Source organism: Shinella sp. 20P9.1.1 (genome assembly GCF_057798995.1).
Map to the genome: position 1 here is coordinate 1 of NZ_JBYOLC010000001.1, position 24578 is coordinate 24578.

The 24578-nt window shown below is 61.5% G+C and carries 23 protein-coding genes; 13 read left to right on the plus strand and 10 right to left on the minus strand.

What is annotated here, in order from left to right; translation table 11 throughout:
* The first annotated feature begins 165 nt into the window (after nt 1-165).
* Nucleotides 166-1355, plus strand: a protein-coding gene (locus tag AC27VQ_RS00005; RefSeq protein ID WP_488714661.1) for an IS3 family transposase whose coding sequence is annotated in 2 segments (ribosomal slippage) — nt 166-415 and nt 415-1355 — 1191 coding nt in all. Because the reading frame shifts where the segments join, the coding sequence is not laid out codon by codon here.
* 317 nt (nt 1356-1672) lie between these two features.
* Here AC27VQ_RS00005 and AC27VQ_RS00010 read toward each other — a convergent pair.
* Nucleotides 1673-1834: a hypothetical protein gene (locus AC27VQ_RS00010; protein ID WP_488714662.1), complete on the minus strand. Its 162-nt coding sequence runs from the start codon at nt 1832-1834 to the stop codon at nt 1673-1675.
* 451 nt (nt 1835-2285) lie between these two features.
* Between AC27VQ_RS00010 and mgtA the strand changes: the two genes are divergently transcribed.
* Nucleotides 2286-4928 (plus strand): magnesium-translocating P-type ATPase, encoded by a 2643-nt coding sequence (gene mgtA, locus AC27VQ_RS00015; protein WP_488714663.1) that lies wholly within the window; start codon nt 2286-2288, stop codon nt 4926-4928.
* Nucleotides 4929-4941: 13 nt separating this feature from the next.
* Here the strand turns inward: mgtA and AC27VQ_RS00020 are convergent, their stop codons facing one another.
* On the minus strand, nt 4942-7311 hold the full coding sequence (locus AC27VQ_RS00020; RefSeq protein WP_488714664.1) for a phosphoketolase family protein: 2370 nt from the start codon (nt 7309-7311) through the stop codon (nt 4942-4944).
* Between the two features lie 580 nt (nt 7312-7891).
* Between AC27VQ_RS00020 and AC27VQ_RS00025 the strand changes: the two genes are divergently transcribed.
* Nucleotides 7892-8347 (plus strand): pyridoxamine 5'-phosphate oxidase family protein, encoded by a 456-nt coding sequence (locus AC27VQ_RS00025; protein WP_488714665.1) that lies wholly within the window; start codon nt 7892-7894, stop codon nt 8345-8347.
* A 52-nt stretch (nt 8348-8399) separates the two neighbouring features.
* Here AC27VQ_RS00025 and AC27VQ_RS00030 read toward each other — a convergent pair whose 3' ends face one another.
* A complete protein-coding gene (locus tag AC27VQ_RS00030; protein WP_488714666.1) occupies nt 8400-10289 on the minus strand; it encodes a heavy metal translocating P-type ATPase in 1890 nt (629 codons plus the stop codon).
* Nucleotides 10290-10471: 182 nt separating this feature from the next.
* Here AC27VQ_RS00030 and AC27VQ_RS00035 point away from each other — a divergent pair, with 182 nt between their 5' ends.
* The gene (locus AC27VQ_RS00035) at nt 10472-11728 is read left to right on the plus strand and encodes an MgtC/SapB family protein (RefSeq protein ID WP_488714667.1); all 1257 of its coding nucleotides are present in this window, start codon (nt 10472-10474) and stop codon (nt 11726-11728) included.
* A 35-nt stretch (nt 11729-11763) separates the two neighbouring features.
* Here the strand turns inward: AC27VQ_RS00035 and AC27VQ_RS00040 are convergent, their stop codons facing one another.
* From AC27VQ_RS00040 to AC27VQ_RS00065, 6 genes are all read right to left on the minus strand, one after another.
* On the minus strand, nt 11764-12264 hold the full coding sequence (locus tag AC27VQ_RS00040) for a cytochrome b (RefSeq protein ID WP_488714668.1): 501 nt from the start codon (nt 12262-12264) through the stop codon (nt 11764-11766).
* A 70-nt stretch (nt 12265-12334) separates the two neighbouring features.
* Complete coding sequence (locus AC27VQ_RS00045; protein ID WP_488714669.1) at nt 12335-12760, minus strand: plastocyanin/azurin family copper-binding protein; 426 nt, start codon at nt 12758-12760, stop codon at nt 12335-12337.
* Nucleotides 12761-12948: 188 nt separating this feature from the next.
* The gene (locus AC27VQ_RS00050) at nt 12949-13257 is read right to left on the minus strand and encodes a hypothetical protein (RefSeq protein ID WP_421591361.1); all 309 of its coding nucleotides are present in this window, start codon (nt 13255-13257) and stop codon (nt 12949-12951) included.
* 35 nt (nt 13258-13292) lie between these two features.
* On the minus strand, nt 13293-13673 hold the full coding sequence (locus AC27VQ_RS00055) for a DUF6481 family protein (protein ID WP_488714670.1): 381 nt from the start codon (nt 13671-13673) through the stop codon (nt 13293-13295).
* Nucleotides 13674-13702: 29 nt separating this feature from the next.
* Entirely contained in the window at nt 13703-13927 is a 225-nt protein-coding gene (locus tag AC27VQ_RS00060; RefSeq protein ID WP_488714671.1) for a hypothetical protein, read from the minus strand.
* A gap of 120 nt (nt 13928-14047) precedes the next feature.
* Entirely contained in the window at nt 14048-14257 is a 210-nt protein-coding gene (locus AC27VQ_RS00065) for a cold-shock protein (RefSeq protein WP_034806062.1), read from the minus strand.
* A 475-nt stretch (nt 14258-14732) separates the two neighbouring features.
* Here AC27VQ_RS00065 and AC27VQ_RS00070 point away from each other — a divergent pair, with 475 nt between their 5' ends.
* The 6 genes from AC27VQ_RS00070 (at nt 14733) to AC27VQ_RS00095 (ending at nt 19877) form a co-directional block, all read left to right on the plus strand.
* Nucleotides 14733-14855: a hypothetical protein gene (locus tag AC27VQ_RS00070; protein WP_488714672.1), complete on the plus strand. Its 123-nt coding sequence runs from the start codon at nt 14733-14735 to the stop codon at nt 14853-14855.
* Between the two features lie 148 nt (nt 14856-15003).
* Entirely contained in the window at nt 15004-15936 is a 933-nt protein-coding gene (locus tag AC27VQ_RS00075; protein ID WP_488714673.1) for a FecR family protein, read from the plus strand.
* Between the two features lie 174 nt (nt 15937-16110).
* Nucleotides 16111-18417 (plus strand): TonB-dependent receptor, encoded by a 2307-nt coding sequence (locus tag AC27VQ_RS00080; RefSeq protein WP_488714674.1) that lies wholly within the window; start codon nt 16111-16113, stop codon nt 18415-18417.
* A 62-nt stretch (nt 18418-18479) separates the two neighbouring features.
* Nucleotides 18480-18767 carry a DUF2218 domain-containing protein gene (locus AC27VQ_RS00085; protein WP_488714675.1) on the plus strand — a complete coding sequence of 96 codons (288 nt, stop codon included), beginning with the start codon at nt 18480-18482 and terminating at the stop codon, nt 18765-18767.
* A gap of 207 nt (nt 18768-18974) precedes the next feature.
* Nucleotides 18975-19700, plus strand: coding sequence for an ABC transporter substrate-binding protein (locus AC27VQ_RS00090; protein WP_488714676.1), 726 nt, complete (start codon nt 18975-18977; stop codon nt 19698-19700).
* Between the two features lie 18 nt (nt 19701-19718).
* Nucleotides 19719-19877, plus strand: coding sequence for a hypothetical protein (locus AC27VQ_RS00095; protein WP_488714677.1), 159 nt, complete (start codon nt 19719-19721; stop codon nt 19875-19877).
* Nucleotides 19878-19919: 42 nt separating this feature from the next.
* Here the strand turns inward: AC27VQ_RS00095 and AC27VQ_RS00100 are convergent, their stop codons facing one another.
* On the minus strand, nt 19920-20534 hold the full coding sequence (locus AC27VQ_RS00100; RefSeq protein WP_488714678.1) for a TetR family transcriptional regulator C-terminal domain-containing protein: 615 nt from the start codon (nt 20532-20534) through the stop codon (nt 19920-19922).
* Between the two features lie 125 nt (nt 20535-20659).
* On the opposite strand from AC27VQ_RS00100, the gene AC27VQ_RS00105 reads away from it, so the two are divergent.
* From AC27VQ_RS00105 to AC27VQ_RS00115, 3 genes are all read left to right on the plus strand, one after another.
* Nucleotides 20660-22708, plus strand: coding sequence for an oxidoreductase (locus tag AC27VQ_RS00105; protein WP_488714679.1), 2049 nt, complete (start codon nt 20660-20662; stop codon nt 22706-22708).
* 97 nt (nt 22709-22805) lie between these two features.
* Nucleotides 22806-23423, plus strand: coding sequence for a helix-turn-helix domain-containing protein (locus tag AC27VQ_RS00110; RefSeq protein WP_488714680.1), 618 nt, complete (start codon nt 22806-22808; stop codon nt 23421-23423).
* A gap of 45 nt (nt 23424-23468) precedes the next feature.
* Complete coding sequence (locus AC27VQ_RS00115) at nt 23469-24539, plus strand: extracellular solute-binding protein (protein WP_488714681.1); 1071 nt, start codon at nt 23469-23471, stop codon at nt 24537-24539.
* The last annotated feature ends 39 nt before the right edge of the window (nt 24540-24578 follow it).

A 24578-nucleotide genomic window follows, 5' to 3' on the forward strand; every position in this document is an offset into this window, starting at 1 on the left:
CGAGAGCTTCGGCACCGACTGGTAACCGCCTTCCGTGATGGCGCGGGCGCCATAGGAAAGACGCTTGCCGCCCTCGAAGGTGCCCCGGATCGCCGGATGCTTGACCTTGCCCCGTTGAAATAATCCATTTTGAAGTAAGCTCTGGCCCATTGAGAGGACCAGAGAATGAAGCGCACACGTTTCCCGGACGAACAGATTATCGGCCTTCTGAAGGAGCACGAGGCCGGCACGCCGGTCTCGGAACTTTGCCGCAAGCACGGCGTCAGCGATGCCAGCATCTATAAATGGAAGGCCAAGTTCGGCGGCATGGACGTATCCGAAGCCAAGCGGCTGAAGACACTTGAAGACGAGAACACGAAGCTGAAGCGGCTCTTGGCGGACGCGATGCTCGACAATGCTGCTTTGAAAGACCTTTTGGAAAAGAAGTGGTGACGCCCGCAGCAAGGCGGAAAGCTGTTGCGCATCTGATGGGTCACCACGAGATGAGCGAACGGCAGGCGTGTAAAGCCATGGGCTTTTGCCGAATGACGATCCGCTACGAAACCAGACGCAGCGATGACCATGACCTTCGCGAGCGGATGAAGGGGCTGGCGCATGAGCGCCGTCGCTTTGGATATCGACGCCTTCATGTGCTGCTCAGGCGTGAAGGTCATCTTGTGAATCACAAGCGGCTCTTTCGGCTCTATCGAGAGGAGAGGCTGACAGTGCGCAAACGTGGTGGCCGGAAGCGAGCGATCGGCACACGCGCGCCGATGCTGATCCCAATGGCAGCCAATGATCGTTGGTCGCTGGACTTCGTCTCGGATCAATTGACCGATGGCCGCAGGTTCCGGATTTTGGCGGTCGTCGACGACTGCACCAGAGAATGCGTGGCACTCGTCGCCGATACCTCACTTTCCGGTCTGCAGGTTGCTCGTGAGCTGGAGCGGATCATCGAGGGGCGTGGCAAGCCGAAGATGATTGTCAGCGACAATGGCAGCGAGTTTACTAGCAACGCGATCCTGCAATGGACGGACCGGGCCAAGGTGGACTGGCACTACATCGCGCCGGGCAAGCCGATCCAGAACGCCTTCATCGAAAGCTTCAATGGGCGGCTGCGAGACGAGCTCCTGAATGAAACTCTCTTCTCGTCACTGACCCATGCTCGATCATCGCTTTCAAACCGGCGCAGCGATTACAACGATCGTCGACCACACTCAGGGCTCGGATGGCTGACACCTGCCGAGTTCGCTCAGACAATCAACGCGCGACGTGATGCGGTGCTGCGCAGCCGGAATGGCTCCGCACCGCAACACGCCGCTACTGCCGCGAATACAACAACCCAAAACCGCCGGAGCGAACTCAAAACTGGATGAAACTTGGGGGCAAGGTCAAGGATCATCCCCTTTTCGTCGGCCAAAGCCTTGCCCAGCTTGGTATCGATCATCTTGGCAGGCTCGGCTGCGAACGCCGACCCGCCCAGAGCAGATAGCAAGCCGATCGCAATCGACATCGTTCTCATGACATTCTCCAATTCGGGAGCGCCGGCGGAATGCCAGTAGCGCCCGATCTAACGAGGAGAAGCCCTCCTGAACGGAAGATGTTCCATTGGATATTACGCAATCGGAACGATCGAAGAAGCACCGGATGGTGAAGGGCGAACCGGCCCGGACGCCGTCACCTCGCAGCCGTCTCACGCCACGCCGCGATGCCAAAAAGGAAGATTGGCGCTCGCATGCCGAAGCTCGATCCACTCGAGAGCGAGGCCGAGCCCGGCATCCTGCTGGGTTTCCTGGACTTCGTAGAGGCCGGTTTGCGAACAAAACGCGTCGGGCACCGGAACAATATCGTCCATTCAACATTGCATTGATGTGGATTGACATCCGTCCTCAGCGTGCCACCCACGGTAAAGCGGCGAACCGGTTGCGAGCATCCACAGGAGCCTGCCATGAGTATTACAACCCTTCTCGTCATCGTCCTTATCGTTCTTCTGTTGGGCGGCGGCTTTTATGGCCGTGGGCGCTGGTATTAAGCCACACGTTCTCGTTGCTTGGCCAACGGCAAGCCGATCCCGGCAACCGTGACGTCCATCTCTACGGACCATTCGCAGCGTTTGACAGGAATGGCCGCAGCGTAACGCTACGGCCAAAAACTGACACGTGACAATGTCCGCGGCGTAGGAGGAACGGCCGACGGGCTTTGACGGGGACCAAGAATACAAAGCCATCTTCTGCTCAAAATGCAGCGGGGCCGCCTTCATCTGTTGTCCTATCCGACGCGTTCCGACACCAACGGGAGATGCGACCATGTTGTCCAAGACGTCATCGGTTTCGAAACGCCCGGCCGCAGCAATATCCGAGACCCCTTACTGGTCCCAGCCGGCATCTTCGCTTCTGACGAAGCTGAATGCCACCGCACAGGGCCTGTCGGCATGCGACGCCGCTGGACGGCTGGCGCGATCGGGCGCCAACAGCATTAGCGCTCAGGCGCGAACCACCGCTTTCGGGACATTTGCCCGGCAGTTCCGCAACCCGCTCGTCGTTATCCTGATTTTCGCGGCGGGCGTCTCGGCCCTGGTGGGAGACGGCAACGAGGCCGTGATCATCGGCCTGATCGTGCTGGCCAGCTGCATTCTCAGCTTCACCCAGGAATACGGCGCCTCCAAAGCGATGGACGGTCTGCGCAAGCAGATCTCGACACGGGTGACGCTTCTGCGAAACGGCGGCGAGACAAGCGTGCCTGCCGAGGAAATCGTGCCGGGCGACATCGTCAGGCTGTCCGCTGGCAATCTGATTCCTGCCGACGGGCTGATCCTCGAAGCGCGTGATTTCAACGTCAGCGAAGCTGCCCTGACGGGCGAAACATTCCCGGTCGTCAAGTCTCCCGGTCTTTCCGCTGCCGATGCCCCCCTCGCCCAACGCAACAATATGGTGTTCACGGGCACGTCCGTGCGCAGCGGAACGGCAACTGTCCTGATCGCCGGAACCGGAAGCCGGACGGAATTTGCCAGGATCGCCGACGCACTCGCCCGCCGCATTCCCGAAACAGGCTTCGCAAAGGGCATTCGCCGGTTCGGAACGCTGATGACAGAGATCATGCTGGCCATCGTCATCGTGGTCTTTGTGGCCAATCTGCTGTTGCACAGGCCGCTGATCGATTCTCTGCTGTTTTCGCTGGCGCTGGCGGTTGGACTGACGCCCGAACTCCTGCCGGCCATCATCAGTGTCACGCTCGCTCGCGGCGCACGCGCAATGGCTGCGAATGGCGTCATAGTGCGCCGCCTCGAGGCCATCGAAAACCTCGGCAGCATGAACATCCTGTGCACGGACAAGACCGGGACGCTCACGGAAGGCGTCATCCATCTGGACGGTTGCTTCGCCGCGGACGGAAAACCGTCCGTCGATATCTCCGTGTGGGCGCGACTGAATGCGACATTGCAGACGGGCCTCAGGAACCCGCTCGACGAGGCGATCACATCAGCATCTCCAAACGACGTTAGCCTTGCCTCATGGTCTAAGATCGATGAAATCCCCTACGACTTCATCCGCAAGCGCCTGACCGTCGTCGTGCGGGAAGCCGGCTCCTCATCCGACCTCATGATCTGCAAGGGTGCGGTCAGCAACGTCATGAGCGGATGCACCACCGTCCTCGTCGAAGGCGGCCCCGAAACGCTCGAAGACACGCACCGTCAGCGCCTTGAGGACATGTTCAAGGCGTGGAGCGCACAAGGGTTCCGGGTGCTGGGCCTCGCGATCCGGCTCATCGAGCGCAAGCCGGCCTCCAGCCGTGACGACGAAGTCCAGATGTGCTTCGCCGGTTTCCTGCTCTTTCTCGACCCACCTAAAACCGGTGTCACGGACGCACTCTCCAGTCTTTCCGAGCGGGGCGTCGCCATCAAGATGATCACCGGGGACAATCGCTATGTCGCGCGGCATCTGGCCGAAGCAGTCGGCCTGAAAAGCGAGCATGTCGTGACGGGCGAAGACCTGGATCGCATGACCAAGAGCGCACTGTTCGGTCGAGCACCGAAAACGGACCTGTTCGTCGAAATCGATCCCAACCAGAAGGAGCGGATCATCGCCGCACTGCGCTCGCATGGCCATGTGGTCGGCTATATGGGCGATGGCATCAATGACGCACCGGCGCTGCACGAAGCGGATATCGGCATTTCTGTTGACGGCGCCGTCGATGTCGCGCGCGAGGCCGCCGACATGATCTTGCTGAAACAGGATCTCGGCGTGCTCCAGCGCGGCATAGACGACGGTCGGCGGACTTTCGCCAACACTCTAAAATACGTGTCAATCACCACAAGCGCTAATTTCGGCAACATGATCAGCATGGCCTGCGCCTCGCTTTTTCTGCCGTTCCTGCCGCTGCTTGCCAAACAGATCCTGCTCAACAATCTCCTGTCCTCGATACCCTCGCTCGCCATCGCCGGCGACAATGTCGATCGGGAGCAAATTGAAACGCCGCGGCAATGGGATATCGGCGCGGTGCGACGGTTCATGATCAGCTTCGGCCTTGTCAGCACCGCCTTCGACTTCCTGACCTTCGGCTTTCTTCTCCTGGTCATGCACGCAACACCGGATACCTTCAGAACCGCCTGGTTCGTCGAATCCCTGATCACCCAGCTTGCCATCGTGCTGGTGGTGCGCACGCATGTTGCATTCTGGAAGAGCCGCCCGAGCTCCCTGCTGGCCGGCATTACACTGGCCATCGCCGTGCTGGCTGTCGCAATCCCCTATCTGCCCTATGCCGGCTGGTTCGGCTTCGTGCCGCTGCCCCTGTCGGTCATGCTGGGGCTGGTGGCGATTACGGGGGTGTATCTCGTCGTCTCGGAGGCAACGAAGCGCTGGTTCTTCGACCATGAGAAATACAGTTCCACCAGCGGGGGGAAGCCGAAACATCTACCGGCCACCGCCAAGATCATGCCTGGCTTGCGGCGCTGAAGAGCGAGGCATGCTATTCAGGCCGCGCGTAGGGCCATTTCCAATCTAGGATTTCCGGCATGTCCTCCCCGTACTCGCGCACATAGGCGTGGTGTTCGGCTAATTTACCCTTGAACACCGCGACGATATCCGAAGCATTCCCAGGCATAGCCGGCAGACGTTCGATCGCCTCGATGGCAAGATGATAGCGGTCCAACTCATTCATTACGGCCATGTCGAAGGGCGTGGTCGTCGTGCCCTCCTCAATGAAGCCACGGACGTGAAAGTTCGGATGGTTGGTGCGTTTGTAAACCAGCCGGTGAATGAGATAGGGGTAGCCGTGATGGGCAAAGACCACTGGCCGGTCGCGGGTGAAGATACGGTTGAAGGCCTCATCCTCTATGCCATGCGGATGGTTCCAGGGCGATTGCAATGCCATGAGGTCGATGACGTTGACGACGCGGATGCGCAGATGTGGCAACGCTTCGCGCAGGAGACCGACGGCGGCGAGCGTCTCGAGGGTCGGCACATCGCCGGCGCAGGCCATCACAATGTCGGGGCCAAGCCCGTCCTCCGTGCCCGCCCAGTCCCAGATGCCGAGCCCGGCCTCGCAATGGCGCGCCGCCTCCTCCATCGTCAGCCATTGCGGCGCTGGCTGTTTGCCGACGACGATGACGTTGATGCGGTTCCACGTCTTCAGGCAGTGATCACCAACCCAGAGCAGCGTGTTGGCATCCGGCGGCAGGTAAACGCGCACGATGTCCGCGCCCTTGTTGGCCACAAGGTCGATGAAGCCGGGGTCCTGATGGGAAAAACCGTTGTGGTCCTGCCGCCAGACATGGGAGGTCAGCAGGTAGTTGAGCGAAGAGACCGGCTTGCGCCAGGGCAATTCACTCGCCACCTTCAGCCACTTGGCATGCTGGTTGAACATCGAATCGACGATGTGGATAAAGGCCTCGTAGCAAGAAAAGAAGCCGTGGCGGCCGGTGAGCACGTAGCCCTCCAGCCAACCCTGGCAAAGATGCTCGCTCAACACTTCCATGACGCGGCCCTGTGGCGCGAGATGGTCATCCGTCGGCAGCGTTTCGGCCATCCACACCCGGTCGGTCGCCTCGAAGACGCTGCCGAGCCGGTTCGAGGCCGTCTCGTCCGGCCCGAAGAGGCGAAAATTGCTTTCAGCGGCATTCAGTCGGATCACGTCACGCAGATAATCGCCCAGAATTTTTGTCGCCTGCGCCTCGACGGCGCCGGGCACGCCGACCGCAACCGCATAATCGCGAATGCCCGGCGTGTGCAGGTCCTTGCGCAGTAACCCTCCATTGGCGTGCGGACTGGCGCCCATGCGGCGCGAGCCGGTGGGAGCTAGCGCGCTCAGCTCTGGCTTGAGGCAACCGTCCGCGTCAAAAAGGTCTCCCGGATCGTAGCTGCGCATCCAGGCTTCGAGGATGTCGCGGTGGGCAGCGTTGGAGCGGCATTCGGAGACGGGGACTTGGTGCGAGCGCCAAGAGTTCTCGACCATCTTGCCGTCCACCTCCTTCGGCCCCGTCCAGCCCTTGGGGCTGCGCAGCACGATCATCGGCCATCGTGGCCTGCGGGCGGGATCGTCCTTCGCCATGGCCCGGATGGCCGCGATGCGGTCGAAGGCCTTGTCGAGCGCGGCCGCCATGTCCCGGTGCATGGCCTGCGGCTCATTGCCTTCAACGAAGATCGGGTCGTAGCCGTAGCCGGTGAAGAGATGGCCAAGCTCCTCATCCGGCATGCGCGCCAGAATGGTCGGGTTGGCGATCTTGTAGCCGTTGAGATGCAGGATCGGCAGCACCGTGCCGTCGCTGACCGGGCTCAGGAACTTGTTGGAATGCCAGGCGGCGGCGAGCGGGCCGGTCTCGGCCTCACCATCGCCCACCACGCAGGCGACGACGAGGTCCGAATTGTCGAAGGCCGCGCCATAGGCGTGCACAAGCGCATAGCCGAGTTCGCCGCCCTCGTGGATCGAGCCGGGCGTTTCAGGGGCCGCATGGCTCGGAATGCCGCCGGGAAAGGAGAACTGCCGGAAGAGCTTTTTCAGACCCGCCTCGTTCTGGCCGATTTCCGGGTAGATTTCCGAATAGGTACCTTCCAGATAGGTATTGGCCACCATACCAGGCCCGCCATGACCCGGGCCGCAGATATAGAGGACGTTGATATCCCGTGCCCGGATGATGCGGTTGAGATGGGCATAGATGAAATTGAGCCCCGGCGTCGTGCCCCAGTGGCCGAGAAGGCGCGGCTTGACGTGCTCCGCCTTCAGCGGTTCGCGCAGCAGCGGGTTGTCCATCAGGTAGATTTGGCCGATGGACAGATAATTGGCCGCCCGCCAGTAGCGATCGACCAACGCCAGGTCCTCGGTATTCGGATCGTTCGCCATCTGATTTCTCCTTGGCCGTCTGTTCGAGGGGTCAACGTGCGCGCAGCCGGTTTGCTCCGAAGAACGGAAATCTATTGCGGCAGCGTCCGGTCCGTGGCTACGCCGATCTCGAACGGCATGCGGAAAGCGGGGCAGCAAAAGCCGAAGCTATCGGTCAGTGGAAGGCGGCGGGAACCCGCACATCCGTCACATTGCCACCGGTATCACAAACTCTCGCTCCACCGTTCGTGTTGGAGTTCACAGTAGGCGGTTTCGCGCAGTGAAACTTGATCTGCGTCAACGGACATCGAGTCTGCCTTCGGCGGGGTGTTTGTCTTTTGCACGGGCACGCTGTGGACGATTTTTTTCCGTTGCAGTCTCTTGGGCCAGTCTCTTGGGCCAATCGCAGCCGGACAGTGAAAAAGGTTGAGAGTAGCAGCAGTGAATTATGCGCGCCCCGAAAAACAGACTCAAAAGCGGGCCGGCCATATCAAAGCGCGCTTTGGGTGCTTTGATGTTTGACGAATGTCCTACCGACAGTCGACGTCACGTGACGTATCCGGGAAACGACCGTCTCGCGCGTATCAAAGGAGGAGCTTGCATGAACATTCAGGAAATGACGCATAACGAATGCGTCACGATGGTTGCCGAGCACCACATGGCTCGACTGGCGTGCGCGAAAGACAACGTGCCATACGTCGTGCCGATACACTATGCGCATTCGGGAACCCGGCTTTATGCGTTCTCGATGCCGGGAAAGAAGCTCGATATTCTGCGAGCCAATCCCCGCGCCTGCGTGCTGATCGAGGCTTTCGAAAACAAACATCGATGGAAGAGCGTGGTGGTGGATGCCGTATTTCACGAGCTTCCCGACACCGGTGAGCAACACAACGAGCGTTTGAAGGCCTGGTCGCTCCTTTCAGATGACTTCGACTGGTGGGAGCCGGGAGCGCTCAAGCCGCGGCCGCAACCCACCGTCGCGGTTTCGTCCCATGTCTTCTTCGCTCTTGAAATTGAAACGTTGAGCGGGCGTGAAGCCAAGGCCGATAAGTCGTAGGCCCCTTCAAGAGCCGTCCAAGCGCTGGCGTCCATCCCGACGAAGAGGTACTTCAGCGAAGCGCTCTGAGCGCATTGAGGATCACGGCAACGTCGATCACTTCCTGGAGGATCGCGCCTTCGACGGGCTGCAGATATCCGAACGCAGCCCCGATCATTGCCCCGATCGAAAGCGCCAGTCCGGCCGATACGCTCTGAAGCGCAATTCGACGGCTGCGTCGCGCGATCGCGACGGCTTTGGCGAGCGGGCCGAGCTCATCGACGAGAAGTACGACCCCGGCGGCCTCCGACGATGAAGCTGTACCGCGTGCGCCCATGGCAACGCCGATATCGGCTGCGGCAAGCGCCGGAGCGTCGTTGACGCCATCACCCACCATCATCACCGTGCCATTGCGCGCCTCCGCCCTGACGGCGGCCACCTTGCCTTCCGGCGTCAGGTCTCCAAGGACGGCGTCCATGCCAAGTTCTGCCCCGACAGCCTGAGCGATTTCCGCGCGATCGCCCGATGCCAGCACGATCTTCCGGATGCCGGCGGCCCGGAAGGCATTGAGAACGGATCTTGCGTCGGCGCGGACCTGATCCTGCAGAACGATCACGCCGGCGAGCTTTCCGTCAATCGCGACGGCCACAGTCAGGGATGTTCGCATGGCGGGCGTCACCAGGGATCGAGGATCGTCGCCGCCGGATGTTCGCCGCACGAAACCGCTACCACCCACGACGACCTTTTTTCCATCCACGCATCCCTCGATCCCGGTTCCAGGCGTTTCCGCCACCTTTTCCGGCTTCGAAAGCCGCAGACCCTTGCCGGTTGCAGCACGAACCAGCGCGGCGGCGACCACATGCCCGGAAGCCTGATCCAGGCTCGCAGCAGCCTCAAGAACCTCGTCCGCCGTGAAAGTCGCCGTGGTCCTGATGTCGATGACCGCTGCCTGGCCATGGGTCAGCGTACCGGTTTTATCCAGTATAGCCGTCTGCACGCGGGCCAGCGTTTCAAGCATCCCGCCGTTTTTCACGAGGACGCCGATCTTTGCCGCGCGTGACATTCCGGAAATGATGGCAACCGGCACGGCAAGGATAAGCGGACAGGGTGTGGCGACGACAAGGACCGCGAGCGCACGGATCGGATCGGCCGACAGATACCAGGCGCTACCGGCCATTGCGATCGTCAGGAGGAGAAAGCCCATGGCAAAGCGGTCGGCCATGCGGACCATCGGCGCCTTGCTGGCTTGCGCGGCCTCGACCAGACGTACGATGCCGGCATAGGTGCTCTCGGCTGCAATCCGGTTGGCGACAAGATCGAAGGCCGCCCCGATGCAGGTTGAACCGCTCAGGGCCTCGGCACCCGGCGAAACCGGCTGCGGCAGCGACTCTCCCGTCAATGCCGCCATATCGAGTGTTGCCGCATCGCCTGACACGATCCCGTCCACAGGCAGAACCTCGCCCTGCCGGATGAGCAGCCGGTCGCCGGGCCGTATCAGCGAGATCACGATCTCTTCCAGCCCCGATGCGTCGTAACGCATCGCAGAATGCGAGACGCGCCCCATCAGAGCTGTCATTTCCCGGCGCGCGCGCCCTTCTGCAAATGCCTCCAGGAGCTGGCCGCTGGCATACATCAAGCCGACGACGTTTCCGGCAAGGGGCTCGCCGAAAGCGATCGCCGCGGACATCGACAGGGCAGCGACGATATCGAGCCCGACATCGCCCCTGCGCAAGGCGCCGAAAACCTGAACGAGCAGGCTGCCAAGAACCGCAAGCGTTGCGACCGTCCAGACAAGACCGGAATAACGAGTATCCTGCCATAGCAGGACAAGCCCGATCAGAAGTCCACCCGATGCGACCGCGACCAGAATTATGCTGGAATGTCGCTGCCAGACTCCTAGCCTCGTTTGGGGCACTTTGTCGTCTCCGTTGGCAGAACGCCGGATGAAGGCATTTGATGTCATCGAAAGCGTCCTTGCACTCTACAGGAAGCAGGCCGCAGTTCCATTACATAAGCCATAAATGATCATGCACACGTTGCGCAGGATCAATTCCGTTAACGGCCCGTTGTTTACATTGGGTTCCGTCCCGCCAATCGCCCATTGCAAGCCGATGCGCTGCCGGATCAGCCCTTACGAAAGCCGCGATGGATACGATCATAGCCAGATTTGGAATTGCCCTTTCGATCGGCCTCCTGGTTGGGCTCGAACGCGGATGGCAGGAGCGTCAGGCGCCCGCCGGCAGCAGAACGGCCGGCATCCGCACATTCGGGATTTCGGGTCTTCTCGGCGGGGTGCTGGCAGCGATCGCCGATGCCCTGCAATATCCCATGGTGTTCCCGATCGCATTCCTCGCCTTCGCCGCCACATTGGGCGTGTTCAAACTGCGCGAGGCACGATCGGACTTGAACTATAGCGTTACCACCGTGATGGCCGGCCTCGGCGTTTTCGCGCTCGGCGGCCTGGCTGTAGCGGGCGATGCGCAGGCTGCCGCTGCGGGAGGGGCGGCCCTTGCAGCCACACTCGCGAGCCGGGAAGTGCTGCACGGCTTCCTGAAGCGCCTGACCTGGGTGGAGCTGCGCTCCGCACTGGTGCTGGCCGTCATGACGGCCGTGATCCTGCCGATCTTGCCAAACGAGGCCGTGGATCCGTGGGGCGGCCTCAATCCCTGGAAGGTGTGGTTCTTCACCGTCCTGACTGCAAGCCTCTCGTTCCTCGGCTACATTGCCGTCAGGATGCTCGGGGCAAGAAAGGGCCTCATCGTGAGCGCGATCGCCGGCTCATTGGTGTCGTCGACCGCCGTCACCATGGTTCTGGCACGAACCGCCAGATTGGCCGGCGGGTCGCTTCCTCTGGCCGGCGCAGCAGCACTCGGCGCAGCCGTATCCATCTTGCGTGTGATGGTGCTGATCCTTGTGATCGACCCTGGTGCGATCGTCCCCGTCGGGCCGGCGGGTTCCATGGCCGCGATCCTGTTCGCCGGATGTGGGCTCGCCATGTTCTATTGGCCGCAGGACAAGCCCCTCACGCAAGTGCCGGCGAGCAATCCGTTCGAGATCGGCCCACTCCTAATCTTCGCCGCCATTTTCGCGGCCGCGGCCGTGGCCAGTGCTGTCATGGTCTCGCAATTCGGCAGCGTCGGCTTTTTGGCAACGGTTGCCTTGACAGGTACGGTCGATGTGGATGTCGCGGTACTCAGCGCGCTGCAAACGCCGAGAGACGTGTTGCCGCTTGATGTCATCGCAAGAGCGATCCTGATCGCGGCGGCGGCGAACGCCCTGTGCCGCGCGGGAATCGCGGCAGCGGTCGGGCCTCTGTCTTACAGCATACCTCTCGCCGTCGTCACGGTCGTCGCTGTCGCCGCGGCGTATGCCGCCTACGCCACTACTGCGCTGCTCTGGTAGCGTTGCGCCATCGCCAGCCGTGCACAGACCAAAGGTCAACCAACCGTCATGCGCCGAAGCACGTTCGTCTTCCAGTAGAACTGGTGGGCGAGCGCACCGAGGACATGGGCCGCGACCACAACCCACAGAATAGCCTTGAGGACATCGGCATGGAGGCCGCCGGCTCCCTCATATCCGAGATAGTAGGCCGCCATGCCGGTAACTGGCATCGCGACAAGAAGAAAGTAGAGGGTTCCCTCGGCAATCTTCGCTGCGAGCCTCAGGAGCGCCGGCTCCTGCGGCGGGGCTTCCGGAACGCCGTGGACGAGCCGAAGGAGAAGACGGAGCGCGACAAGAACCAGGATCGCGATACCGGCATAGGCATGGATGTTGGCGCTTGCTACCTGGTCAGTGGTCGCTGCGCCGGTTTGCTTGATACTGCGGTTCCACGCATTCATTCCATCGGGAAACAGCAGATTGAAGAAGACGAGCGCTGCCGTCAGCCAATGCAGCACCCGTTGCGGGAGGGAAAACGAAGAGGGAGCGGTCGTTGCCAAGGGATTGTGCCTTCTGTCAAACGCCATGCGCGACGGCCACTGCGTCGTGGCCGTCGTAAGATCGGCGTCGTTATTTCGTAACCGTCAGCATGGCATGCATGCCGGCCTCGTAGTGCCCCTTGATATTGCAGAGCAAAAGATAGGCGCCGGGCACAAGCTTCGCCTTCAATTGGCCATCGGCGCCGGGCTTCAGCTCGGAGACCTCGCCGAGGCTCTTCAACTGCTTTTCATCGATCCGGTGTTTGGCGGCGACCACATCGATTTTCTGGTCGGCCGACTTCAGCTTGACCAGAACCATCTCATGCTCTTCCGTCATGGCATCGTTGTGAACGAGAAACGTCGTTTCGCCTGCCTTTATCTTGGATTGATCGAGCGTCAGTGTCATCGGCCCACCACCTTCACCGCCTTCCACCACCTTGACGGTAGTCGCGGCAGATGCGGACGATGCGAGTGCGATGAGGGCAAATGCGGTGATCGTGTTCCGAAAGAGCTGCATGTCGAGTTCCCTTTTGCTGGAGTTTCACAGCGGGGGTAGGCACGGGTACTGACAGTCAGCTGAACGAAGGCGTGTGCTTCGATGAAAACATTCGCCGTTCGCGAGTTGCGCGACCAAGCCTTGGCTTGCATGTCAGGACAAACAAACACGAAGTACATTTGGTCCGTGACGTTTCTTCATGCACGAGGTCAGGCTCGATCGTAGGTGAAGGATGTCAGCAAGGTCGTCACGAAATTGCTCGCCCTTTCCTTGACAAGCACCTCGGTCCATTCGTCGCTTTCTCGAAGTCTCAGATCGGTATAGATGCTGTCGACGGCGGCCTCTTCGATGCGTTTGATATGTGCCTTGAAATTTGCCTCGCCGCCAGCGTGGTACATGTCACGAATGACCATGCGCAGGATTTCCTGGATTGCGATTTGCCACGCCGTGTTGATCGCCTGGAGCTCGGTCGCATTCGGTGCCATTGAGGGCTCCTTTCTTTGAAGTGGAGCCCCCATAAGGGCGTCATGGATTAGGTCGGTACAAGCAAAGGCTAGGCTTGCCTTGCCTTGCGGTTGGCGTAGCGCCTGTCGCGTTCGGCCTTTCGCAGCGCCTCATCGTCGACCACCCTTGCTATGCGGGCTTTTTCGGCGCGCTCCCGCGCTTCGGTTTCAGCGGCCACCGCGGCCTCAGCGGCTGCCTGCCGCTCCGCCGCCTCGGTCTCGATACGCGTCTGCTCCTCAAGCTTAACGCGCTCGCGTTCAACACGTCGTTCTTCACGAGCGTTGGAAATGGCTGTGCGTTCCGCCTGTCTTGCGATTCTGGCAGGTTCTGCCGCGGTCTTTGCCGCACGGTAAGCATTGAGCAGAGCGGCTTTGGCCTCAGCGGATGAGGAGCGGCGGTCGGCGACTTCGTTGTTTCTGGCGTTCTTCATTCTTATCCCGATAGCGAGTGGTGTGGCGATCAGCACGACTTGGCGCGTTTGGCGATGAGATTGGATGTCGCCGACATGCGGTCGGCCAACTCCTTGGCAAGACGCGCCTCTCGCAGCCTGAGGGTCTTGGCATCCCGCGCCTGAGCAACGGAATCCAGTTCTTCCACCGCATTGTTTTTGGCAAAGAACTGCGTCTGCTCGTTGCTAAAGGCGATCTCGGCCTGCTGGCGGGATTTGCTGTGTGCTTGTGTCATGGAACCTCAATGAATTCGGTTGGCAACCGAAACGAAAAAGGCCAGGCAAAACGCCTGGCCTTGATGAAATAGCTTCCGGCAGTGCCAGTACATCCGTGGTCAAAGGGAAGCGAATCTCAATTATGCCGACTGCAGATTGGTCGCCGACATCTTGCCCGACTTGTTGTCGCGCTCGAGTTCGAAGCCGATCTTCTGGCCTTCGACGAGTTCGCGCATTCCGGCGCGTTCGACGGCCGAGATGTGAACGAACGCGTCAGCGCCGCCGTTGTCGGGCTGGATGAAGCCGAAGCCTTTGGTGGAATTAAACCATTTTACTGTGCCAGTGGTCATGATGAACCCTTTCAAAGCATAGAGTGAGGGTCCGCGGAAGCAATGCTTTGCGGACGGTGATACGACTATTTTTGAGAGAGAAGGTTCGAATAGAGCGCGGTGCCAATCGCGCGGTAGACAAAGCTCGGCAAGCAAAAGATCGATGACGCATCTATAGGGCACTGAGATCGTCGCGTCAACGGTTAGTTTTTGCCGGGTGCCGTTTCACCCATGGATTGCATCCGTCTGACGGCATGTAAGATGTGAAAAGAACGCGGGTGCCGGTTAAGCGTATCAAAGCGCCCGCGTTCTCACTGACGTTTGGGATTTGCGGTCTTTGATGGAAGCGAACACTTAGTTTGTATCCCTAAAAGGATACGAACCATCGTCGAAAACGCCTGCTGTAAGCACGGCAGCGAACAAGAGACCCACAGGGCATGCTCATCACCGATCAATCGCTCGAGATTGGGATGGTGGTCACACTGCTCGAATTGCGATGTCAAGTCTTCTGTTCGCCGGCAGAATGAATACGGCGGGCATTTCCGTCGCCACGGCGCATCGCCATTTGCGGGCTGTACTGGTCGAGATCGCGCTTCGCATCGGCGATGCCGCGTCGTGACGCGGCCTTGTGAAAAAAAACTGCCAGTAAATCGTCCCTACGCGCATAATTATTCGGCTAAAACCGGCTGTACGGTAGAGGGAGCCGGGGCACAGGTAGTATTTTGACCAGGGATGATACAGACAGGCGGCGCGCGATGGAGGAAGCCATGGACTGGCTTCTGCGCCTCAAGGACGAGCCGCAATGTCAGGACGCCGCGCGCGGCCTCCATGCATGGTTGGCGCATTCGGACGGCAATCGCGCGGCCTGGCAATCCGCCCTGCGCACCTGGGAGCTGCTCGGCGAGGTCACGCCGAAATACAGGGAGCTCTGGCCTGCAAAGTCTGACATCAACGTGGTGGCTCATCCGACGCTGCGCCGCCGCCGCTGGACTGTGGGGATTGCGCTTGCTGCGGCTGCGGCGATCGCTGCCGTGCTCGCCGGCCCTGCCCTGCTTCTCCGCCTTCAGGCGGATGTGATGACGGCGACCGGAGAAAGCCGCGTGGTGACGCTGGCGGATGGATCCCAGGTCAATCTTTCAGGCGGAAGCGCGATCGGCGTGGATATCACGGCCGAAGGGCGTCGGGTGCGCCTGCTCTCGGGAGAAGCCTTCTTCGACGTGGCACATGATGCTGCTCGTCCCTTCACGGTAGAGGCCGGTGGCGCCAAAGTGGTCGTGCTGGGCACGGCCTTCGACGTGGCGCTGGACCCCTCCACGACGACGGTGCAGCTTGCACGCGGCGTTGTCGGTGTTTCCGCCGCCAGCGCTGCCGCCATCACCGAAATGGCGCCGGGCGACATGGCGACGGTCGATCACGACAGCGGGGAAATCCTGCGCGAGACCGTGCCTCAAGGCGAAATCGGCGCCTGGCGCAACGGATTGCTCTTCGTCAACGACGTTCCGGTGGAAAACGTCATTGCGCGCCTGCAACGTTACCATTCCGCCTGGATCAGCCTGCCGGACGGGACGCTTGCCCGGCAGCGGGTGACGGGCCTCTATGATTTACGCGATCCCGACCGAGCTTTGCGAGCCCTCGTGCAGCCGCTCGGCGGCAAGGTCCGGACGGTCTCGGATTATGTGCGCGTCGTGTCGCGTTTCTAGGAAAAAGTGGGGGCCTGTTCCAGGCTTACGAAAAGTTTCCCGAAAAAATCAAGAAATTCATCCCGGAGGTGAAAAAGATTCCGGAGTCGGTCGTCCTTGCACCGGGAATGCGCGCCGGGGCGGCGCGTCTCAAGGCATGACACCGGGGGTAAAATGCGTTTGCATATCGATCGAATGAACGGAACGCGTGCAGGGGTGCGGGTTCGCAATGTCTTCTTCGCCAGACTGATGGTTTCCACGGCTGCGGCGCTTCTCTTCAGCCTGCCGCAGGCCGCATTTCAGCCGGCTGCCGCGCAGGAAAAGACCGACCGCGTCGGCGCCATGGCCTTCGACATTCCGGCCCAATCCCTGGCAAGCGCACTGAATGCATTCGGCCGCCAGTCGGGCTTGCAGGTTTCACTTGCCGCTGCCACCTCGCGCGGGGTCACCTCGACGGCGATCAAGGGGAGTTACACGCCGGAACAGGCGCTCGCCGCCCTGCTTCGGGGCACGGATGTGCGCCACTCGATCACGCCCGAGGGCACGGCGATCGTGACGCCGAAACATGTGTCGCCGCTCGTCACCGGCTCGGTCGAGGATGGCTCGACGACGCTGCAGCAGGTGACGGTGGAAGGCGACGGCGTTGGCCAGGGCGATGTCGGCGAGGTCAATATCACCGCCAAGGATCTCGAGCGCAAGAACCCGGCGAACCTTCAGGACGTCTTCCGCGAGGAGCCGAGCGTCAAGGTTGGTTCGTCCCTCCCGATGTCGCAGAAGGTCTACGTGAACGGCATCGAGGAAACCAACCTCGCCGTGACCATCGACGGCAGCCGGCAGAACAACAAGGTGTTTCACCACAATGCCACGACGCTCATCGATCCCGCCCTTCTGAAGGCCGTCAGCGTCGACGAGGGCGTCGCCCCAGCCGATGCCGGTCCGGGCGCGCTTGCCGGCGCCATCGCCTATGAGACCAAGGATGCGCGCGACCTGCTCGACGGCGATGGTTTCGGCGGCTTCGTCAACTCGACCTACAATTCGAATGGCGGCGTCTTCGGGACCGGCGTTTCCGCCTATGGCCTTCACCAGGGTTTCGAATATCTCGGCTACTTCAATTTCAGCAAGGGCAGCGAATTCTCCGACGGCAATGGCGACAAGATGCCGGGCACCCGTTCGAACCTCCTGAGCGGCCTGGGCAAGGTCGCCTATGAGTTCGAAAGCGGCGACCGTATCGAATTCAGCCATGAAAGCATCAAGGATGCCGCGCCGCGTCCTTTCCGCGCCAACATGCTCAACACCGACGGTGCCAAGCCCTGGGAGCCGGTGATCCGCGATTACCGCCTCGACCGGAACAACACCGTCTTCACCTATACGGACGAGACACCCGAGGGGTGGTGGGATCCGAAGCTCGTCCTGGCCTACGGCACGACCGACGTCATCACGACGGTTTACCCGAAGCCCGGCACCGGCCCGGTCTCCTACGAGATCGAAGGTGCGACCTCGACATTCAACGGCAAGTTCGAGAACCGTTTCCACACCGGCATCGGGACGGTGACCGCCGGCGTCGATTTCTACAGCGACCGCGCCGAACTCGACGATCTCTACGAGCCTTGCACGGAAAAGGCGCAGAATGTCGGTGCCTATGTGCAGGCCCGCCCCGAGCCGTTCGACCGTACGCGCCTGTCCTTTGGTGGCCGCGCGGACCAGCAGTGGTTCACCGGCACCGGCGGACAGGAATTCGACAATGCCGGCCTCAGCGGCAATGTCTCGGGCGAATATGACATCATCGAGAATTTCCTGATGGCCAAGGCAGGCTATTCGCATGTCTGGTCGGGCATTCCGCTTGCGGAAAACTTCATCATGAACCCGGCCTGGACCTATGATCCGAAGCCGGAGCCGACGACTTCCAACAATTACAATGTGGGTCTCGCAGCCACCTATAACGGCTTCACGCTGGAAGGTTCGCTCTTCCGCACGGACATGGAGAACGCGCACTACGCCCGTTACGCCAATGCCTACACGGCGCGCGAAGTGGAATCGGAAGGCTACTCGATCGCCGCCGGCTACGAGTGGACCGATGGCTTCGTCCGCGTGAAATATGTCGACATCGATACGCTGATCGACGGCCAGCCGGCCGATTCAGATACGGGTACCTATCTCACCACCCCGGTTGGCAAGATCATCACGCTCACCGCTGCCCACACCTTTGCCGACTATGGCCTGACCGTCGGCGGCGACATCGAGTTCGCGCCGAAATACGACAAGCTGCCGAAGGCGCCTGCCGGAGAGCCGGACTACAAGCCCTATGAGGCCTACAAGGTGGTCAACGCCTATGTCGAGTACAAGCCGGAAAGCCACAAGAACCTGACGCTGCGTGCCGACGTGAAGAACATCTTCAACGAGGTCTATTCGGATCGCGCGACCTACGGTCAGGAATTCGGCGTGGTCGATCCGCTTCACCAGCCCGGCCGCTCGTTCATCGTCAGCTTGCGTGCCACTTTCTAAAGCCATCGTTTCCGGCGGCGCGGTGCCGCCGGGAACGGACCATCGGAAAGAGGAGGACCCCCATGGAAGCCACCACCCGATTTGAAACCGAAAACAGCGCAAAGTATCTGCAACAGCTCTGCAAGCATTTCGCGCACAAGGTCGATGTCGCCCTTGGTGATACCAGCTGTGAATGCCGCTTCTCCTGCGGCACCGCGGTGCTGATCGTGAGCGACAACGGCCTCGACATCCATGTCGCGGCCGCAGATGCAGAAGGCCTTCGTGAGACCAAGGCTGTCATCGAAGATCACCTCCTGCGCTTCGCTTTCCGCGAAGCCCCGCCGCCCTTCACGTGGCGCGCCGTCACCTGAACGTATACTGACAAGCCAACGTCGCATGCTTCGCGGAGAGATTTCCTTCCGTTCTTTGCGGAGCGCTTCATTTCGGCAGGATACGGAGACGTCCGGCTGTCGCCCCGCAAGTGAATATCGTCGAGCGGATCAGCCGCTGCTCGGAACCGTGAGCTGAACACCTTGAACAATATGATGCCGCACGCCTTGCTGCCGAGAAAGATTTCCATGCGCAAACTCTTCGCCATTCTTGCCCTGCTTCTGTTTAGCGCGACTGCTGCTTCCGCCGCCGAGCTGGAGATTGCGACGGCCACCGGCCCGCAAAAGGTGACCATGCCGGTCCGCACGGTGGCCGTCTTCGACATCGCCGCCGTCGATACGCTCGACCGGCTGGGCGTCAGCATGGCAGGCCTGCCCGCCAATCTCTATCTGCCGGAGCTTGCCGGTTTGAACGGAAAATCCACTGTTGTCGGGGATATTTTCGAGCCGGATCTGGAGGCGCTGAGCGCGCTTACGCCGGATCTCGTCACTCTCGGCGGCCGTTCCTCCACGAAGGTCGACACCGCTGCACGGGTCGCCCCGACCATCGACATGACGATGGACGGCGACGATCTGCTCGAACAGGCCCGTGCACGCATCGAGACCTATGGAAAACTCTTCGCCAGGGAAGCCGCAGCGGCAGAGGCCCGCGCCGAGCTGGATAAGGCGGCGGGTGCGGCCCGCGCTGCGGTGGCCGGGAAGGGCAAGGCGCTGATCGTCATGACCAACGGCCCGAAGATTTCGGCCTATGGTCCGGGATCGCGCTTCGGCTGGCTGCACCGCTCGCTTGCTTTGCCCGCGGCCATCGCGGATGTCGAGGCTGCGACGCATGGCGAGGCCGTCTCCTTCGAATTCGTCCGAAAGGCCAATCCGGACTGGCTGATCGTGCTCGATCGTGCCGCGGCCATCGGCTAGGGCGAGCAGAACGCCAAGGTGACATTGGACAACGAACTCGTGGCTGCAACGACGGCCTGGCAGAAGGGACAGGTCGTTTATCTGCCCTCCGGTGATTTTTACATCGCTGTCGGCGGTGCGCAGGCTATGGTGCGGGTGTTCGAGGCGATCGCGAAGGCTTTTGGCGAGGCGGATTGACGCCGCGTTCTGTCATTTCCGCAGGCGACGGCTCTGAATTTTCTAGAGCGGGATTTCCAGCAATTTCTCAATGGAGCGAACCCCGAGCGCGATCAGCCGCTCCACGCCATCGGGGGACTGGCTGAGGCCGGCCTCGATCCAGAGACCGTCGAGCATCGCGTGAACGGTCACCGTGGTGTTCTCCACCTCCTCTGCGGAGAGCGGTCGCCCCTCGGCGGCGAGGACGGCGGCGATCAGCGGTTCGGTGGCGCGGCGCAGCGCCAGATAGCTCTCCTCACGCACGGCGGCGATTTGTGGATCGACCCGGCTCTGGCTGACGAAGGTCGCCCAGAGCGACAGCAGACGTGCATTCGAAGCGGGCGTGTCGAGTGTTGCGACGATGAAACGGCGCAGCCGCGTGTGTGGTGTTCCCTCGGTCGAGCCGAGTTCGTGCATCGAATTGGTGGTGATCAACGCGATGGTGCGGCGGTAGGCGGCGAGGATGAGGTTCGCCTTGGCATCGAAGTGGTGTCGGATGAGGCCGTTCGATACGCCCGCCTTTGCCGCGACGGCACGCACGGTCGTGCCCTGGATGCCCAGCTCGGCAATGCATTCCAGCGTCGCTTCGATCAGATCGCGCTGCTTTCCGCTATCGGGCATGTCGTCATTGCCTGTCATGTCCAAGCTCCCTGCATGGATGCTTCTATCCCGAACCCGCCAAGCTCGTGCAATTTTCTCGCTATACACTTGCATAGTGCCATGCAAGTGTATAGCCGAAATGCAGATGCAAGGGGAGGAAGACCATGCGCGATCCACGTTACGATATCCTGTTCGAGCCGGTCCGCATCGGCCCGCTTACCACGCGCAACCGCTTCTACCAGGTGCCGCACTGTAGCGGCATGGGTCACCGCTATCCCGAGGCGGACCTTGCGCTTCGCCGCATGAAGGCGGAGGGTGGCTGGGGCGTGGTCTCGACGCAGGAGACCGAAATCCACCCCTCTTCCGACATTTCGCCCTCCAACCAGCAGCGCATCTGGGACTATCACGATATCGGCCGGCTGACGCAGCTGACGGAGGCCGTACACGCGCATGGCAGCCTTGCGGCGATCCAGCTCGTGCACAACGGCATCCACACCGCCAACCGCCTGACCCGCATCGCGCCCTATGGCCCTTCGGACATGGTCGTGGATGTGGAGGACCCGGTGCAGGCACGCGCCATGGACAAGGCCGACATCGCCGCCTTCCGTAAGTGGCACCGCGATGCGGCGCTCCGGGCAAAGCGTGCCGGTTTCGATATCGTCTATGTCTATGCCGGCCACGACATGACGCTGCTCCAGCATTTCCTGCTGCAACGGCACAATTCCCGCACCGATGAATATGGCGGCAGTTTCGAAAACCGCCTGCGGCTGTTCCGCGAGGTTCTGGCGGACACGCGCGATGCCGTCGGCGACCGCTGCGCCATCGCCGTGCGTTTCGCCGTCGAGGAACTGCTGGGGGCCGATGGCCTCCAGCATGACGGCGAGGGTCGCGATGTCGTCGCGGCTTTGGCCGAAGAGCCCGACCTCTGGGACGTCAATCTCTCCAACTGGTCGAACGACAGCCAGACCGCCCGCTTCTCGCAGGAGGGGTTCCAGGAGGCCTATACCGCCTTCGTGAAGACGGTGACGACGAAGCCTGTCGTCGGCGTCGGCCGCTACACCTCGCCGGATGCCATGGTGCGGGCGATCCGCACCGGTGTGCTCGATCTCATCGGTGCCGCCCGCCCCTCGATTGCCGATCCCTTCCTGCCGAAGAAGATCGAAGAGGGCCGTATCGACGACATCAGGGAATGCATCGGCTGCAATATCTGTACGGCCGGCGACAACACGGTCGTGCCGATGCGCTGTACGCAGAACCCGACAGTGGGCGAAGAGGCCCGCAAGGGTTGGCATCCGGAGATCATCCCGTCGCTTGCAAAGCCGCAAGCCGTGCTCGTCATCGGCGGTGGCCCCGCGGGGCTCGAGGCCGCGCGCGCCCTTGCTCAGCGCGGCGCGGATGTCACCGTCGCGGAGGCCGGGCGCGAATGGGGCGGCCGGGTCACCAGAGAAGCGAGATTGCCGGGACTTGCGACCTGGGCGCGGGTGCGCGACTGGCGCATGACCCAGCTCCGCCAGGCCCCGAATGTCGAGCTCTATCTCGATAGCCCCCTCACCGCCGAGGATGTGCTGTCCTACGGCATCCAACATGTGGCGATCGCGACCGGCGCCCGCTGGCGCGCGGACGGCGTCGGCAGGACGCATCGAAAACCTCTGCCCTTCCTGGCGGATAAAGCCGTCGTCGGTGTCGATGCGCTTCTCGAGCGCGGGGTGGCGGCCCTCCCCAATGATGGTCCTGTCGTGGTCTTCGATGACGACCGCTACTACATGGCAAGCGTGCTCGCCGAAATGATCGCGCAGTCGGGCCGCAAGGTGACCTTTGTCACGCCGGCCGCCATCGTCGCGCCCTTTACGGATCACACGCTGGAGCAGCGCCGGGTGCACACCCTGCTGATCGAGCTTGGCATCGATATCGTTCTGCTGCACCAGCTCGGTGATTTCAGGCCGGATGTCCTGAGCGTCGAATGCGCCTATTCCGGCAAGCGGCGCGAGATTGCCTGTTCCACCCTGGTGCCGGTGACGGCGCGCCTGCCGGTCGCAACGCTCTGGCATGACCTGTCGGCTTCGGGCGCCTGGGCCGATCATGGCATCGAAAGCGTGGAACGGATCGGCGACTGTCTTGCGCCGGGCATTATCGCCGCCGCAAACTATGCCGGCCATTTCTACGCCCGCAAGCTCGCCGGCACGGAGGCTGACGATTACAGCGCCTATCGCTGATGGACCCGCCGCCCCATAAAAAAATCTGCGCCGCAGTCCATTTCGCGATTGCTAATCCTCGCTCCACTTAATATGTTGTTAAGTGAGGAGTGAGGCTATGGACGACATCGCGGTGTTGACGAAGAATCAGGCCGTCATCGGCGAGAAGGTCAAGGCTTTCCGCATGGCCCGGCGCATGTCGCTACGGGCGCTGGGCGATGCGACGGGCACGACCGCAAGCTTCCTCAGCCAGCTCGAGCGCGGTCTCAGCGGCGTCAATATCAGCACGCTGATGCGCATTGCCGGCGCGCTCGGCATCAGCCTTACCGACCTGTTCGACGACGGTTCGCCGCCGGTCGGCCGCGTGCTGCGCAAGGACGAGCGCCCGGCGCTGCCGCCGGCGGAGGGCTATCGCAAGATGCTTCTGTCGCGGCGCCCGATCCGCGACATGGAAGTCTATATCGGCGAGTTCGATCCGGGCGGCTCGACGGGTGAAAAGCCCTATAGTCACGGGGATTCGCAGGAACTCTTCTTCGTGATCCGCGGCGAGGTGGAACTCACCCTCGGCGAGGAGCGTCATGTGCTGTCATCCGGTGACAGCATCGAATATCCAAGCTCGGTTCCGCACAAGACCGTCAATATCGGCACGGAAACCGCTGAAGTCATCTGGATGATCGCGCCGCCCACCAGCGTCGCGGATGATCTCGACAAATACCTGCCTCGGCCCGGCTCGTAACCCCGGCAGGAACAACTGAACGCGAGCGCTACTGGGAGTATCAACATGAAGAAATTTGCGAGGGCTTTGGCCCTGACGATGACGTGCGCCCTGGCGTTGCCGGCATTCGCACAGGACAAGCCGGTCGCCGGCGAGGTGAAGGAGGGCTCGCTCAAGGGCAAGACGCTGACCTTCGTCTCCTATGGCGGCATCTATCAGGACGGCCAGGTCGCCGCCCTTAAGGAATTCGTCGACAAGTCCGGCGTGACGCTCCTGAACGACGGCCCGACCGAAATCGCCAAACTGAAGGCGCAGGTCGATGCCGGCAACGTCACCTGGGATGTCGTCGATACGGCCGACCTGCCGCCTTACGTGCATTGCGGCACGCTCTTCCAGAAGCTCGACCTTTCCAAGCTCGATGTTTCGAAAATCCCGCCCGGTCAGGTCGGCGAGTGCTCCGTGCCGGCGATGAACTACGGCGTCGTGCTGATGTACAAGAACGAGACCTACAAGGATAATCCGCCGAAGAACTGGGTCGATTTCTTCGATACGGAAAAGTTCCCCGGCTCGCGCGCCATCGATGGTTCGGGTGACCCGACCGGTGGCCTGATCGAGCAGGCCTTTAAGGCGACGGGCGGCGATCCGAAGGCGATGACGCCTGATGATATTGAGAAGGGCATCCAGAAGCTGCGCGATCTCGGCCCCGACACGATCTACTGGAAGACCGGCGCGGAAAGCCAGCAGCTCGCCGAATCCGGCGAAGCCGACATGATCATGATGTGGACCGGCCGCGCGATGACCGCCGTGAAGAACGGCGCCGCCTATACGCCGGTCTGGCAGGATTGGCTGGTCGTGATGGACCAGATGACGATTCCGGTCGGCGTCAAGGACACGGATGCGGCTTACGCGCTGCTCAATGCCTATCTCGGCGCGAACGCCCAGGCGGTGCTGACCGAAAAGACTTCCTACACGCCGATCAATTCGGACGCCAAGCCGAAGGTCGACGATGCGACGGCGGCCTTCCTCACCTCGACGCCTGAGCGGAATGCGCAGGGCTATCAGCAGAACATTCCGTTCTGGGTGAAGAACTTCGATCTAGCCGCCGAGAAGTGGAACGCGCTTCTCTCGGGCAACTGAGCCGTTGAGTGACCGCAGGCCCGGTCTCGGCCGGGTCTG